10 protein-coding genes are annotated in these 15,384 nt (G+C 65.8%); 5 read left to right on the top strand and 5 right to left on the bottom strand.

Annotated features, from left to right (window positions below):
* The first annotated feature begins 132 nt into the window (after positions 1 to 132).
* Together ACFYZR_RS03020 and ACFYZR_RS03015 are read left to right on the top strand one after the other, a co-directional pair.
* Complete coding sequence (locus ACFYZR_RS03020) at positions 133 to 6,909, top strand: polymorphic toxin-type HINT domain-containing protein (protein WP_391904080.1); 6,777 nt, start codon at positions 133 to 135, stop codon at positions 6,907 to 6,909.
* Complete coding sequence (locus tag ACFYZR_RS03015; RefSeq protein WP_391904077.1) at positions 6,902 to 7,618, top strand: hypothetical protein; 717 nt, start codon at positions 6,902 to 6,904, stop codon at positions 7,616 to 7,618. Before ACFYZR_RS03020 ends, ACFYZR_RS03015 begins: the two co-directional genes overlap by 8 nt.
* 211 nt (positions 7,619 to 7,829) lie before the next feature.
* On the opposite strand, the gene ACFYZR_RS03010 is transcribed toward ACFYZR_RS03015, so the two are convergent.
* The 4 genes from ACFYZR_RS03010 to ACFYZR_RS02995 form a co-directional block, all read right to left on the bottom strand.
* On the bottom strand, positions 7,830 to 8,240 hold the full coding sequence (locus tag ACFYZR_RS03010) for a Fur family transcriptional regulator (RefSeq protein ID WP_391904075.1): 411 nt from the start codon (positions 8,238 to 8,240) through the stop codon (positions 7,830 to 7,832).
* A gap of 93 nt (positions 8,241 to 8,333) precedes the next feature.
* Positions 8,334 to 9,224: a metal ABC transporter permease gene (locus ACFYZR_RS03005; RefSeq protein WP_391904072.1), complete on the bottom strand. Its 891-nt coding sequence runs from the start codon at positions 9,222 to 9,224 to the stop codon at positions 8,334 to 8,336.
* Positions 9,224 to 9,991, bottom strand: a complete 768-nt coding sequence (locus ACFYZR_RS03000) for a metal ABC transporter ATP-binding protein (RefSeq protein WP_391904069.1) — start codon at positions 9,989 to 9,991, stop codon at positions 9,224 to 9,226. The genes ACFYZR_RS03005 and ACFYZR_RS03000 overlap by 1 nt, the downstream gene beginning before the upstream one ends.
* A 32-nt stretch (positions 9,992 to 10,023) precedes the next feature.
* Positions 10,024 to 11,064, bottom strand: a complete 1,041-nt coding sequence (locus ACFYZR_RS02995) for a metal ABC transporter substrate-binding protein (protein WP_391904067.1) — start codon at positions 11,062 to 11,064, stop codon at positions 10,024 to 10,026.
* Between the two features lie 164 nt (positions 11,065 to 11,228).
* Between ACFYZR_RS02995 and ACFYZR_RS02990 the strand changes: the two genes are divergently transcribed.
* Positions 11,229 to 12,611: a glycine--tRNA ligase gene (locus ACFYZR_RS02990; protein WP_189452119.1), complete on the top strand. Its 1,383-nt coding sequence runs from the start codon at positions 11,229 to 11,231 to the stop codon at positions 12,609 to 12,611.
* 75 nt (positions 12,612 to 12,686) lie between these two features.
* Here ACFYZR_RS02990 and ACFYZR_RS02985 read toward each other — a convergent pair whose 3' ends face one another.
* Positions 12,687 to 13,298, bottom strand: a complete 612-nt coding sequence (locus ACFYZR_RS02985) for a Uma2 family endonuclease (RefSeq protein ID WP_391904065.1) — start codon at positions 13,296 to 13,298, stop codon at positions 12,687 to 12,689.
* Between the two features lie 204 nt (positions 13,299 to 13,502).
* On the opposite strand from ACFYZR_RS02985, the gene ACFYZR_RS02980 reads away from it, so the two are divergent.
* Positions 13,503 to 14,744, top strand: a complete 1,242-nt coding sequence (locus ACFYZR_RS02980; RefSeq protein ID WP_391904062.1) for a histidine kinase — start codon at positions 13,503 to 13,505, stop codon at positions 14,742 to 14,744.
* A complete protein-coding gene (locus tag ACFYZR_RS02975; protein ID WP_311613105.1) occupies positions 14,732 to 15,376 on the top strand; it encodes a response regulator transcription factor in 645 nt (214 codons plus the stop codon). Before ACFYZR_RS02980 ends, ACFYZR_RS02975 begins: the two co-directional genes overlap by 13 nt.
* Positions 15,377 to 15,384 lie beyond the last annotated feature (8 nt).

The following is a 15,384-nucleotide window of genomic DNA, read 5'->3' as shown; positions in this document are numbered from 1 at the left end:
TACGCGGCTCCAAGAAGTGACGTGCATTAATTTTCGGACAATCTTCCGCCGGTTTTTGCGGAAGGCTGACTTCACCCGCGTACCGCTGTTACTGTTCGCCGGTCAATTTTGGAACGAGCAGGGAGGTGAGGCATGCGGCGGTTACTCAGACCTTCGCTGGCTGCCGCTGTCGCGTTGGTCGCGCTGACAGCGACGTTGCCAGCGCAAGCGCTGCCGCTTTCGTCGGGTGGCTCTGGAAAGGGCTTACCTTCGCTGAAACAGCCGAAGCCTGTGCCGGTGAAACGTGCGGCTTCGGGTAGCAGTCGGCGCTCGGATGCGGCTGGCGAAAATCCGTGGAGATCGCCCAGTGTGAAGTGGCCGGCAGCGGGAAAAGCCGAGGTCACACTGAATTCCGGAATCATGAATTCCAGTGAGGCGGATTCACTGACCGGAGTGCGTGGGGCTCCGAGAAGCTGGCCGCAGCAGGGGGTGATGAAACAAGCCGGGGCACTGCCGGTCGCTGTGGCTCCGGCAGATCCCGTCTCACGTGGCGCCGTCGCCTCGGGTACCGCCAGGGTCCAGGTCGCGGTTGCCGAACGAGGGACTGCCCGGCGCGCCGGCGTCGAGGGCCTGCTTCTGTCCGTGGCCCGCACCGATGGGGAAACCGGCGCCAAAAGAGCGAAAGTCCGGGTGGACTACTCCTCATTCCGGGGTGCCTACGGTGGCGACTGGGCGTCCCGCTTGCGGCTCGTGCAGCTACCGGGGTGTGCGGTGGCCACCCCGGAGAAGGCCGAGTGCCGCGTGAAGAGGCCGCTGGCCACGTCCAACGACACCACGCTCGGCAGCCTCTCTGCGGAGGTGGAACTTGCGCCCAGGCAAGCCGGCCCCGGACTGCGAAACGGGAGCGGCCTTCCCACTGCCGTCCTGGCGGCAACTGCGGATGCTCAGGGCTCCTCGGGCGACTACAAGGCATCACCGCTCGAGGCGTCGGGTTCCTGGAGTGCCGGCGGCTCCACTGGAGCTTTCAACTGGTCCTACCCCGTGGAAGTTCCAGCTGTTCCCGGCGGCTTGCAGCCGTCGGTATCGCTGAGTTACTCGTCACAGAGCGTTGACGGGCGCACCGCCGCGTCGAACAACCAGCCCGGCTGGATCGGGGACGGGTGGTCGTGGGAGCCGGGGTTCATCGAGCGCCGCTTCAAACCGTGCAACAAAGACAAGGATGGCACCAACAAGGCCAAGGTCGGCGACCTGTGCTGGTACAACGACAATGCCACCTTGTCACTCGGCGGCAAGATCACCGAGCTTGTCCAGGACAAGGAGAAGGGCTGGCACCCGGCGTCCGACTCCGGTGAGAAGGTTGAGAAGCTCACCGGTGCCGACAACGGTGACAACAACGGTGAGCACTGGAAGATCACCACGACGGATGGGACCCAGTACTTCTTCGGCCTGAACCGCCCTCCGGGCTGGAAGGATGCGTCGACGCCGGAGACACACTCCGCCTGGACGGTGCCGGTGTTCGGCAACCACGCTGGGGAACCTTGCTACAGCTCCACTTTCGCTGGCTCATGGTGCCAGCAAGCATGGCGTTGGCAGCTCGACTACGTCGTGGACCCGCACGGCAACGCCATGGCGTACTACTGGAAGACGGAGTCCAACAACTACGGGCGCAACGTCGATGTGATGACCGGCAAAGCAACATCCACGCCGTACATCCGGGGCGGATGGCTCGATCATATCGATTACGGCCTGCGCTCGGACTCGGTCTACACGAGCAAGGCCATGGGGCAGGTTCAGTTCGGTGTGGATGAACGTTGCCTTCAGAGCTGTGGGGCATTCGATGAGGACCACGCCAGATACTGGCCGGATGCGCCGTTCGATCAGTACTGCAAGGACGGTGCTGAGTGTAAGGACAAGTACTCGCCGACTTTCTGGAGCCGCAAGCGCCTTACCAGCATCAATACCCGGGTGCTGACCGGCGGCTCCTACAAGGACGTCGACTCCTGGTCTCTGGAGCAGGACTTCCCGGCATCCGGTGACGGCGTCTCCACTCCGATGTGGCTCAAGTCCATCACCCGAACCGGAAGGGTGGGCGGCACCCAAAGCCTGCCACCAGTCAGGTTTGCCGGTGTGCAGAGGGCCAACCGAGTGGACAAACTGGGAGACGGCCTGGCCCCCTTCGTTCGCCTGCGTCTGTATCAGATCGCTACGGAGACGGGAGGGACTGTCGGTGTCGACTACTCGGAGCCGGAGTGTACTGCAAACAGTCTCCCGCCTGCGGACGGCACCAATGCCACTCGCTGCTACCCCGTCAGATGGGCCTATGAGGGGGAATCGGCCAAGCAGGACTGGTTCAACTCCTACGTCGTGACCAGGGTGCTCGAGGGAGACAACCTCGTCGGCACACCTGACACGGTCACAGAGTACGTATACCTCGACGGTGCGGCATGGACGAAGAGCACTGACGAGTTCACTGATGCGCAGGACCGTACCTATTCGATCGGCCGCGGCTATGGACGGGTGCAGTCCAGGACTGGAACGGCACAGGACGGTAAGACACTCTCGGAGACCAGATACTTCCGTGGCATTGAGGGGAAGGAGGTAAAGGACTCTGCTGGTGTGGCCGCAGTGGACCACGAGCAGTTCACCGGCGTGGTCCGGGAGCGGGCTACCTACAACGGTGACGGTGGACCTCTTGTCTCCGCGACCTCGTACACACCCTGGCGTTCCACGATTACGGCCTCGCGGGCGCGCTCGGGTTTGCCCGACCTTCAGGCGTACTTGACCGGCACGAAGGAGGAGCAGACACGTACCACCACGTCGAAAGGGGAACGTAAGACATCGATCTCGCGCTCGTTCGACGGCTATGGCATGGTCACAGAAGTCTCTGACCTGGGCGACGTCTCAAAGAGCGGTGACGAGCAATGCACCACGACCACTTACGTGCGCAACTCCTCCTCGTGGCTGTTGAGTAAAGTCGCTCGGACGGAGACTGTTGCTGTGCCCTGTGGAACGTCGTCCATCAACAGGCCCGGCGATGTCATCAGCGATACCCGGACGTATTACGACGGGGCTAACGACCTCACGGCTGCTCCTACGCGAGGTGACATCAGCAAGACTGAGAAGATCAACGGCCAAGGCAACGGCTACGATGTCTTGGCGAGCACGCCCAGTGTCTGCGGAGCGTCCAAAGACAAGCTTTGCTACGACGCCTACGGACGCCAGCTTGCCGCCAGTGACGCGTACGGCAAGTCCACAACCACTGAGTACGCCCCCGCCACGGGTGAGGCCGCCGCAAAGGCGATAGTCACCAACCCGCTCGGTCACCAGGTCACCACAGTGCTGGATCCCCTGAGAGGGCAGTCCAACCAGGTCACCGACGCGAATTCCCGGGTGACGACCACCGCCTACGATCCACTGGGCCGAGTATCGAAGATCTGGACCCCAGCTCGTCCGGCGGCAGACAATGCCGATACGCCGAGTCACGCCTTCGACTACCTCATCCGTAACGATGCACCGAACATCGTCACGACGAAGTCGCTGAATCTCAACAACGTTTACCAGACTTCGTACACCTTCTACGACGGGTTGCTGCGCACTCGGCAGACTCAGGCTCCGTCGCCTGATGATGCCGGCCGACTTGTCACGGAGACTTTTTACGACAGTCGTGGACAGGCATGGCGAAGCTCTGGCACCTACTACGCGGACGGTAAGGCCGAACCGGTTCTCGTGACTGGTGAAGAGACGAAGTACCCATCTGCCGTCGACACCGAGTTCGATGGAGCAGGGCGTCCCACAGCCGTCATCGCTCGGAAGTTCGGTGATGAGACCAGGCGAACCACTACCAGCTACACGGGCGACACCACAACGGCGGTGCCTCCGCGCGGTGGTGTGGCGACGACCGCGGTCACTGATGCCCGAGGCCGGACTGTTGAACTGAAGCAGTACACCGACGCCGACCGTCAGGCTTCACAATCCACGACGTATGACTACGACAGGAACGGGCGGCTCGCCAAGGTCACTGACCCGTCAGGCGCCCAATGGAAGTACACCTACGATGTGCGCGGCCGGAAGGTCCACGTCGACGATCCCGATAAGGGAGCATCGGACACCACGTACGACACGGGTGATCGAGCCACCGACATGAAGGACGCCCGGGGCGTCACGTTGCATACCGAGTACGACGCGCTCGGACGCCGGACGGCCTTGACACAGGGCGACACCAAGCTGGCTGAATGGTCGTACGACACCGCAGCGGGTGGCCGGGGTCAACTCGCCAGTGCCACACGGTATGTGGATCGCGCCGCTTACACCAGCCGGATCACTTCCTACAGCAGCCTTTACAAGCCTGCGACGGTTGAGGTAGCGATCCCGGGTGAGGGTGGCCTTGCGGGAACCTACAAATGGACGACCGCTTACTATCACACCGGCCAAGTCAAGTGGGTTCGCCAGCCGGCTGTCGGCGACCTTCCACAGGAAGACCTGACACCCGGATACACATACAACGCAGGCATGCAGGTGTCGCTGTCTGCGGGGACCGATCCACTGATCTCGGCAACGTCCTATGACCACTACGGTCGCACTGTCAGAGAGGAGTACGGCGAGCTCGGAAAGCACCTCTATGGCACTTATGAGTATGACGAGCACACCAATGCACTGACGAAGGCGTCGACTGATCGGGACGCCAGTCCGGGGCATGTCGAGGACAGTCGATACGCCTATGACCCGGCGGGGAACGTCACATCTATCGCCACTGCATACGGGCAGGACGAGAAGAAAGCCACAGACACGCAGTGCTTCACCACTGACGCACTGCGCCGGGTCACGGAAGCCTGGACGACAACGGACAAGTGTGGCGCCGCCCCCTCATCGGCGACTGTAGGCGGCCCTGACGCCTACTGGACGACGTACACGTACGACGCCGTGGGCAACCGTAAATCGGAGGTGCAGCACAAGACGCCTTCCGGGCCCCCGGCGGACATCACACGGACGTACCAGGCACCCGGTGCGGGCAAGCACCTTCTGACGCAAGTAACGGAGGCCGCTCCTGCAGGGGCGAGCGCGGAGACCTATGCCTACGACGAGGCAGGCAACACCCGCGTACGCAAGGTCGGCGGTGCGGCACAGCAGACGCTCGACTGGGATGCCGAAGGGCACCTTTCGAAGGTCACGCAAGGCGATACCGTAAACAGCTACATCTACGACACCGAGGGCCAGCGACTCCTTCGCAAGGACTCGAATGGCGCCACGCTCTACCTGCCCGGCGGTACCGAGCTCCAATTGAAGGACGGGTCGGTCTCTGGGACCCGCTACTACACCAACGGCGCCAAGACCATCGCCGTGCGTACGGGCGGCCGGTTGACGTTCCTCGTGTCCGACGAGCACAACACAGTCTCTACGCAGATCGACACGGCGACCCAGGCCGTCACTCGGAGGAAGACGACGATCTTCGGCGCTCCTCGCGGCCCGCAGCCCAGCAGCTGGGCAGGCGACAAACGTTTCGTCGGTGGCACGGAGGATCGTGATACGGGCCTGACGCATCTCGGCGCTCGTGAGTATGACCCGGCGATCGGCCGGTTCGTGAGCGTTGACCCGCTGATGGATCTGAGGGATCCGCAGCAAACGCACGGCTATACCTACGCGAATAACAACCCCCTCACCTTCTCCGATGCCTCGGGCCTGCGCCCCGAGGGGCCGGCCGGCGGTAAATCGTCGAATGACGATGAGTACTACAGGCAGCACGGTCAGCTTGGCAGCGGCTGGTTCCGCGACGACTACGGAGGCTGGAGCTACCGGCACGAGCAGTACTATCCCAGCCCCGCCGGGCACCACACGAGCGCCAAGTCCGTCGATTACTCGTGGGGGAGCTCGGCCAGATCTCACGGCTTGACCAAGAAATCCGGCAGCTTCATAGCTTTCCGTAATTATGTGCCACCTAAAAAGCAGCGCATCGTCGGGACGTTCTTGACGGAGATCACGTACGTAGGCCCCATCGCTGATTGCTCGAATGGTAGCAAGATGCGGTGTTTCGATCTCATAACCGGGCTCAATCCCTACCTCAAGGGGAGGCAGCTTGCCAGAGGTATCAAGGCGGCCTACCGGGCGGGGGAGTGCAACAGTTTCCTCCCGGGCACGGAAGTCCTCATGGCGGATGGAAAGCGCAAGAGGATTAAGGATGTAAAAGTCGGGGACAAAGTGCTGGCCGCTGATCCGGTCTCCGGTGCGAAAATCTCGAAGCCGGTCACGAAAGAAATATTGGGGAGTGGTAGAAAGAACCTTGTCAAGATTTCCTTCGGTAGCGCTTGGTATGCTCCCGGAGGGGCTGGAGGTATTACCGCCACGGAGGGGCATCCCTTCTGGCTTCCAGAACAGAAGCGGTGGATAGCGGCCAAGGACGTGCGCCCTGGGGAGTGGCTGCAGAGCAGCTCAGGGTCGTGGGTCAAAGTTGTCAATGTGGAGCGTTGGACGCAGACCGCGTCTGTAAACAACCTCACTGTTGCTGACCTGCACACGTACTATGTACTGGCTGGTGGGACACCTCTGCTGGTTCATAACTGCGGAGGCGGGCCCAGCGATGAACTCCTTGACGTGGCTGATGCGCATATCGGGAAGACCAATGTAGCGGCTGAGGTCGTGGCAGCTGATGGCACTCGAGGGTTCGGCGTTAGTGGTCCGAGGAGCCTTGGTGAATTGACGCCGAATGTTCGGGCAGCCGTCCAGGCTACAGGGCATCACGGAGGTTGCGCAGAGATTGGTGCTCTGTGCGAGCTAGAAGGCCATGGTGCGCAAATTGAGGGCGCACGTGGCCAGGCCGTCCATGTCATGGGAGGAAGTCAAGGGCATCCTGTGGAGTTGCACGGCGAAGTGCTGCCGTTCTGTGGCTCATGTGTAAACCTGTTCAAGTATCTGGAAGGAGGCCCCTTGCATGAGTAGAGGGCTCTCTGAATGGGCGTTGAGTTTTGTTGACGCTTGCCCGAAGGTTTCTCTTGGAGGCTCATTTCGGCGAGAATCAGTCGCTCTGAATGACTCGCTCATAGGGGCTGAAGGGGACCTTGAGCGGATGCTCTCGAAAATGGCTCGTTTTGAGGAGCGCTACGGTGGTCTCGTTGTCCCGGTAAGGGGTGGCGTGTTGGCCGGGTCCTTGACTCTGGGATTCGGGGCGACACCTGCCGTGCGGCGTTCGGACGACGGAGAGCCGATCATTCGGATGGCGTCGCATGACTCTGCGCAGTGCGCCATTGTGATGTCGGCTGACGGACGGGTGGGGTGCTCATGGTCCGGAGAATTCCATCACCTTTTTGACTCGGTGGAGCACCTGATTGAAGACTGTGCTGCATGGCATCGGATTCGAGGCTGGTGGTACGCTGCCGTCTCGGATTTTGACCAGGATCTCGTGATGTCGGCGGCTGGGGGAGGCGCGCTGGACGATTCCGTGTCCGGAGAAAAGGCGCAATGGCGGAGGGCGGACGGCATTGCTGTCGTCTCGCACCCGTATTTGAATCCGGGGCGGGGGGCATCGGTTCAGGTGGCTGTGCTTGCTGCAGATGCGCTGAAGCGGGAATGGCTGAAGCGGAAACTGGAGAGCCACGGTTTCGGCGGCCAAGGGGAAACCGCTGCTTCCCTCTTGGGGAGAGTCGGCTGATCTCGAGGGGCGCGTACAGCGTCCGCTGATTCCAGTGCTCAAGTGTGAAGCCCCACCCGATGCCTTCTGGGGTGGGGCTTCACAATGCCTGATGGAATACAGCGTTCAGTCCCAGACAGGTCGCGATGAAAATACGGATGTCTTCATCGCTTGCACTCGGGTCGGCTGATGGACCACAAAGCAGGGTGGATCAGCGATGGACAGTCCGTAACTACCGCTTCGCCGCGCAGTCCCCGCAGGTGCCGAAGATCTCGATGGTGTGGGCGACGTCCACGAAGCCGTGTTCCTCGGCGATGGCGTCGGCCCACTTCTCGACGGCCGGGCCCTCGACCTCGACCGCCTTGCCGCAGGCGCGGCAGACGAGGTGGTGGTGGTGTCCGCTGGAGCAGCGGCGGTAGACGGCCTCGCCCTCGCTGGTGCGCAGGACGTCGACCTCGCCGGCGTCGGCGAGGGACTGGAGGGTGCGGTAGACCGTGGTCAGACCGACGGAGGCGCCGCGGTGCCTGAGCATGTCGTGGAGCTCCTGCGCGCTGCGGAACTCGTCCACCTCGTCGAGGGCTGCCGCGACGGCGGCCCGCTGCTTGGTGGCTCGGCCGCGTACCGGGGGACCGGCGGTCACCACAGTTGCCTCCTCAAGCTCGCCTGAACACTCGTGACACTTGTGGCAACGCTCCCACCGTGGGTGTTGCCACGACAATTGTGCCAGGCTCGCGGATCAGACCCGGACGTCGTCGGTGGCCGGGCCCGTGGTGGGCTCGTCCAGGGTGCAGCGTTCCTCGTCGGCCGCCCGGTCGGCGCGTTTCCTCGCCAGGGGGGTGGCGAGCACGGTGAGCGCGAGGAAGACGCCGATGGCCATGAGGACGATCGTCGCGCCCGAGGGGACGTCCACGTAGTACGAGGTGACCGTGCCCGAAAGGGTGACGAGGACGCCGATGGCCACGGCCATGGCGAAGGTCGTCGCGAAGCTCCGGGCGAGCTGCTGGGAGGCGGCCACGGGGATCACCATCAGGGCGCTGACCAGCAGCAGGCCGACGACGCGCATGGCGACGGTGACGGTCAGCGCGGCGGTGATCGCGATCAGCAGGTTCAGCAGCCGCACCGGCAGGCCGGTGACGCGCGCGAACTCCTCGTCCTGGCAGATCGCGAAGAGCTGCCGGCGCAGCCCGACCGTCGTGACGATCACGAACGCGGCCAGCACGCAGATCGCCACGATGTCCTGCTGCGAGACGGTGGTGATCGAGCCGAAGAGGTAGGTGGTGAGGTTGGCGTTGGAGCCGCCGGGGGCGAGGCTCATCAGCATCACGCCGCCGGCCATGCCGCCGTAGAAGAGCAGGGCGAGGGCGATGTCGCCGCGCGCCTTGCCGTAGGAGCGGATCAGCTCCATGGCCACCGCGCCGATCACACAGACGATGGTGGCCACCCACACCGGGCTGGCGTTGAGCAGGAAGCCCAGGCCCACACCGGTGAGGGCGACATGGCCGATGCCGTCGCCCATCAGCGCCTGGCGGCGCTGGACGAGGTAGACGCCGATCGCGGGCGCGGTGACGCCCACCAGCAGCGCGGCGAGCAGCGCCCGCTGCATAAAGGCGAGTTCGAGAATGTCCATCAGCTCAGCAGCCCCGTTCTGATCGGTTCCGCGGACGGGTCGGCGTGCGGGTGCACATGGTCGTGGCCGGGGAGGGCGTGCTGGCCCACGGCCTTGGGCGGCGGGCCGTCATGGACGACACAGCCGTCGCGGAGCACCACCGCGCGGTCGATGAGCGGCTCCAGCGGGCCCAGCTCGTGGAGGACGAGCAGCACGGTGGCGCCGCGGCCGACCTCCTCGCGCAGGGCGCCCGCCAGCACTTCCTGGCTGGCGAGGTCCACGCCGGCCATCGGCTCATCCATGATCAGCAGCTCGGGTTCGCCGGCCAGCGCGCGGGCGATCAGCACCCGCTGGTGCTGGCCGCCGGAGAGGGCGTTCACGGAGTCCTTGATCCGGTCGGCCATGCCGACCAGGTCCAGGGCGCGTACGACGGCCTCGCGGTCGGCCTTGCGGGTCGGGCCCAGCTTCGTACGGGCCAGCCGGCCCGCGGAGACGACCTCGCGCACCGTCGCGGGCACCCCGCCGGCGGCGGTGGTGCGCTGGGGGACGTAGCCGACGCGGGCCCAGTCGCGGAAGCGCCGGCGCGGGGTGCCGAAGAGCTCCAGCTCACCGCCGGTCAGCGGCACCTGGCCCACGATGGCCCGGACGGCCGTGGACTTGCCGGAGCCGTTGGCGCCGAGCAGGGCGACGACCTCGCCGCGGCCCACGGTCAGGTCGACGCCGCGCAGGACGGGGCGCGAGCCCAGCGAGGCCGTGGCCCCGCGCAGGGATATGACAGGCTGCTCCATGGCTGCCTCCTCCTCAGGGGTACTCGCTGTGCTCACTTGGTGCCGAGCGCCTTCTGCAGGGCGGCGAGGTTGGACTCCATCACCTCGAAGTAGTCGCGGCCCCGGGACTTGTCCGTGATGCCCTCGAGCGGGTCGAGCACGTCGGTCTTCACGTTCAGGTCCTTCGCCAGGGTCTTCGCCGTGGCGGGGCTGGCGAGCGTCTCGAAGAAGATGGTGCTGACGTGGTGGTCGTCGGCGAGCTTGTGGAGGTCCTTCATCCGGGCGGCGCTGGGCTCGGACTCCGGATCGACGCCGCTGATCGCCTCCTCGGTCAGACCGTAGCGCTCGGCGAGGTAGCCGAAGGCGGCGTGGGTGGTGATGAAGGTGTCCGAGGCGCGGTTCTTCAGGCCCTCGGCGAACTTCTTGTTCAGCGCGTCCAGCTTTGTCGCGAGCGCGGCGGCGTTCTTCTCATAGTCCGCCTTGTGGTCCGGGTCCGCCTCGCCGAGGGTCCGGGCGACGCCCTTGGCGACCTCGGCGTACTTCACCGGGTCCAGCCAGATGTGGGGGTCGGCGCTGCCGTCCTCGTGGCTGTGGCCGTGGCCCTCGTGACCGTCACTGTCGGTGTCACCGTCACCGGAGGAGCCTGAGTGGTTGTCGCCGGTGGTGTGGTGGTGGCCGTCGACCTCGCTGCCGTGCTTCTCCAGGGCGGTGAGGGAGGCCGCGTCGGCGACGTGCTTGTTTCCGGACTGCTTGATCGCCGCGTCCACGGCGGGCTGGAGGCCCTTGAGGTAGACGATCGCGCCCGCGTCGGCCAGCGAGCCGGTCTGCTTGGGGGTGAGCTCGAGATCGTGCGGCTCGACACCGGGCTTGGTCAGGCCGGTGACCTTCACATGGTCTCCGCCGATCTCCTTCGCCAGGAACTCCAGAGGGTAGAACGACGCTGCGACCTGCAACTTTCCATCCGCGGTCCGGCCGTCGGAGCTCATGGCCGAGCAGGCGGAGAGGGAGACCAGGCCGAGCGTCGTGGCGATGGCGACGGCGGCGCCGGTTATTCGGCGGCGGGAGCGAACGGGGCGGATCGGACGTACGTTCATGACACTCATTTTCAACAAAAGTGGAAACGATTGTCAACAGCAGTCCGGCTCGTCCGGTTGCGGAGGATTGGGTCAAGCCAAGGCCAGAGCCGATTTGATGAGAGGGGGTGGAGCGCCGGTAACCTGAATCATTCGCTGTTCGTCGTCGCAATGAAGAGAGCACCGTGGCCGCCGACAAGATCGACACCATCGTCAGCCTGAGCAAGCGCCGTGGCTTTGTCTATCCGTGCAGTGAGATCTACGGCGGCCAGCGCGCCGCCTGGGACTACGGTCCGCTCGGCGTGGAGCTCAAGGAGAACATCAAGCGCCAGTGGTGGCGCTACATGGTCACCTCGCGCGAGGACGTCGTGGGTATCGACTCGTCGGTGATCCTTGCCTCCGAGGTCTGGGTCGCCTCCGGCCACGTCGCGACCTTCAGTGACCCGCTGACCGAGTGCACCTCCTGCCACAAGCGCTACCGCGCCGACCACCTGGAGGAGGCCTACGAGGCCAAGCACGGCAAGCTCCCCGAGAACGGCCTGGCCGACATCAACTGCCCGAACTGCGGCAACAAGGGCCAGTTCACCGAGCCCAAGCAGTTCTCCGGCCTGCTCTCCACCCACCTCGGCCCGACCCAGGACTCCGGCTCGGTCGCCTACCTGCGCCCCGAGACCGCCCAGGGCATCTTCACCAACTTCGCCCAGGTCCAGCAGACCTCCCGGAAGAAGCCCCCGTTCGGTATCGCCCAGATGGGCAAGTCCTTCCGCAACGAGATCACGCCGGGCAACTTCATCTTCCGCACCCGCGAGTTCGAGCAGATGGAGATGGAGTTCTTCGTCAAGCCGGGCGAGGACGAGCAGTGGCAGGAGTACTGGATGCAGCAGCGCTGGAACTGGTACACCGGTCTCGGCCTGCGCGAGGAGAACATGCGGTGGTACGAGCACCCGAAGGAGAAGCTCTCCCACTACTCCAAGCGCACCGCTGACATCGAGTACCGCTTCCAGTTCGGCGGCAGCGAGTGGGGCGAGCTCGAGGGCGTCGCCAACCGCACCGACTACGACCTCGGCGCCCACGCCAAGGCCTCCGGCCAGGACCTGTCGTTCTTCGACCAGGAAGCCGGCGAGCGCTGGACCCCGTACGTCATCGAGCCCGCCGCCGGTGTCGGCCGCACGATGCTCGCCTTCCTCCTCGACGCCTACATCGAGGACGAGGCCCCCAACGCCAAGGGCAAGCTGGAGAAGCGCACCGTGCTGCGCCTCGACCCGCGCCTGTCCCCGGTGAAGGTCGCGGTCCTGCCGCTGTCCCGCAACCCGGAGCTGTCCCCGAAGGCCAAGGGCCTCGCCGCGGACCTCCGCAAGAACTGGAACATCGAGTTCGACGACGCGGGCGCCATCGGCCGCCGCTACCGCCGCCAGGACGAGATCGGCACGCCGTTCTGTGTCACGGTCGACTTCGACACGCTCGAGGACAACGCGGTGACGGTGCGTGAGCGCGACACGATGAAGCAGGAGCGGGTTTCCCTCGACCAGATCGAGGGCTACCTGGCCAGCCGCCTCATCGGCTGCTGACACCCGGATCCTCCGGCCGAGGCCCCGGTTCCCCGCGTTCGCGGGGGCCGGGGCCTTCCGGTTGTGCCGGGAGGGTCAGCCCTCCCAGCCGGTTGTGTCGAGCTTGCAGTCGAACGGCGCAGGGATGTGGACCGTGCCGCCGAATTCGATCTGCGTGCTGGTGCGGTAGCCGTGATCCGATGGTTCGGAGTACACGATGACGATGCCCTTCAGCATGTCGACGAGCACGTAGACGGGCACGTCGGCCTTGCCATAGACGTCGACCTTTTCCGTGCGGTCGGCAGCGGCCGTCGAAGGGGACGTCAGCTCGGCGACGAGGGACAACGCGTCGCCGGGCCGGTAGATGCTGTCCGTCCGGAGCGCGGCGGATTCCGCGACGTGAAAGTCGGGACCGAAGGCGCCGTCATGGTCGGCGAACTTGTAGAGGCTGGGGTACGCACGTGCCCGATGCCCCTTGGGTACATGAGGACCTAGCTGGTCGACGAGCTCGTCGAGGATGAGGTCGTAGAAAGACCTGGACCAAGGTGACACGACGACCTGCCCCCCGATGATCTCCGGGTAGTAGCCGTCCGGGAGATCGTCATTGATCTTCTCGAGAATCCTGCAGAGCTCTTCGAAGCCCCCCGGGAGCCCCGGGCCTCGGACTATCAGCTGCGGCGGCGGTGGTGTCTCGACCATGGCTGCCATGATGCTCCTCCTTGGCTGAGTAAGCAGGTCACCACACACCGTAGTGACCCCCACTGACAATCACCCCGCCTCCGGCCGATCCGCCCCCCAGCGCCACCCCGTGCATACCGGCGCCAGGGGCGGCGCGGGGTGGCACTGGCTTCACCCCCGGTTCGGGCGGCACTGCCATCGACCGCTCTGACCTGCGCGTATACCGTGTGGCGCATGCGAATTCCCCGCCTGTTCCAGCAGCTCCTCCGGCCCTTCGAGGGCGCTGCCCGTGCCGCCGCCTTTCTCGCTGTCGGGGCGCTGATCCAGTGCGGGTCGCTGCTCGTGCTCGCCGCACCGTGGCTGGACGGGGGGCCGACGCGGGCGTTGAGCTGTGTGGTGGCGGTGCTGGGGATGGCCGCGGTGGTGGGGGCGGCCTCGCCGGTGCTGAGCGTCGCCCAGCGGGCGCGGTTCCGGGCACGGCTCGGGGTGGAGGTGCCCGCGCCGGCGGCGGCCGGGGGAGTGGTGCGATGGCTGCGCTCGGAGTCGGCCTGGCGGCAGGTGCGGTACCACCTGCTGTTCGGGCCGCTGATCGCGGCGGGCGGGGTGTGTGTCCTGTTGTTGTGGGCGGCCTCCTTCGTGGCCGCCACCGTCTATGTGTGGGTATGGGCCGTCCCGCCGGAGTACCGGATCGCCGAGGTGGGCTACGTCGTACAGGCCGCCTACCTCACCGCCGGCGGGATCGCCGGGCTCTACGGATCCGCGTGGCTGTCCGGCGCGCTCGCCCGGATCGACACCCGGGCGGCGCTGAAGCGCCTCGGGCCCAGCCGGGCCGAGCAGCTGGAACGCCGGGTGGAGGAGGTCACCGAGGCCCGCGCCGGTGTCGTGGACGCCGCCGACGCCGAGCGCCGGCGCATCGAGCGGGACCTCCACGACGGCGCCCAGCAGCGGCTGGTGTCCCTGGCCGTCAATCTGGGGCTGGCCAAGGTGACGATGCCCGGTCTGCCCGAGGACGCCCGCAAGGTGATCGACGCCGCGCACCGCGAGGCCAAGGAGGCCATCGCCGAGCTCCAGGACCTCGTACGCGGGCTGCACCCCGCCGTCCTGGAGGACCGCGGGCTGGACGCCGCGCTGTCCGGGCTCGCCGAACGGGCGCCACTGCCCGTGCGGGTGAAGGTGGACCTCGCCTCCCGGCCCGCCCAGGCGGTCGAGGCCGTCGCCTACTTCGTGGTGTCCGAGGCGCTCGCCAACGTGGTCAAGCACGCGCAGGCGTCGAGGGCGGATGTCACCGTCGAACGCTTCGGGGGCATACTGCTCGTCGTCGTCTCCGACGACGGCGTGGGCGGTGCCGACCCCTCGGGCGGTACCGGGCTGGCCGGGCTGGCCAAACGTGTCGCGTCGGTCGACGGCACGTTCTCCTTCAGCAGCCCCGTCGGGGGCCCGACCGTTGTGACCGTGGAGCTGCCGTGCGCGCTGTGATCGCCGAGGATTCCGTCCTGCTCCGAGTGGGCCTGGTGAAGGTCCTGGAGGCGGCCGGATTCGAGGTGGTCGCGGAGGCCGGCGACGCGGAGTCGGCGCTCGCCGCCGTCGAGCTCCACCGGCCGGACCTCGTCGTCCTCGACGTGCGGATGCCGCCCGGCTTCACGGACGAGGGCGTACGGGCGGCCCTCGTGCTGCGCGAGCGGTGGCCGGACACGGCGGTGCTGCTCCTCTCCCAGTATGTGGAGGAGCGCTACGCCACCGAGCTGCTGATCGGTGACACCGCGGGATTCGGCTACCTCCTCAAGCAGCGGGTCGCCGACGTCGAGGAGTTCATCGAGGCGCTGCGGCGCGTGGCCGCGGGTGGCACGGCGCTCGACCCGCAGGTGGTCTCCCAGCTGCTGACGCGACGTCACAGCGATCCGCTGGACCGGCTGACGGCGCGCGAGCGGGAGGTTCTCGCTTCCATGGCCGAGGGCCGTTCCAACGCGGGCATCGCCGAGCGGCTCGTCGTCAGCGAGAGCGCCGTGGCCAAGCACATCAACAGCATCCTGGCGAAGCTGGACCTGCCGAAGGCCGAGGCCGACCATCGGCGGGTGCTCGCCGTTCTGAGGTTTCTCGGGGTGGGGTGACCCCGTGT

The organism is Streptomyces sp. NPDC001678 (assembly GCF_042892945.1).
Lineage (GTDB): Bacteria > Actinomycetota > Actinomycetes > Streptomycetales > Streptomycetaceae > Streptomyces.
Note: the sequence above shows the minus strand (reverse complement) of the source record. Positions and strands in the feature narration are given on the sequence as shown.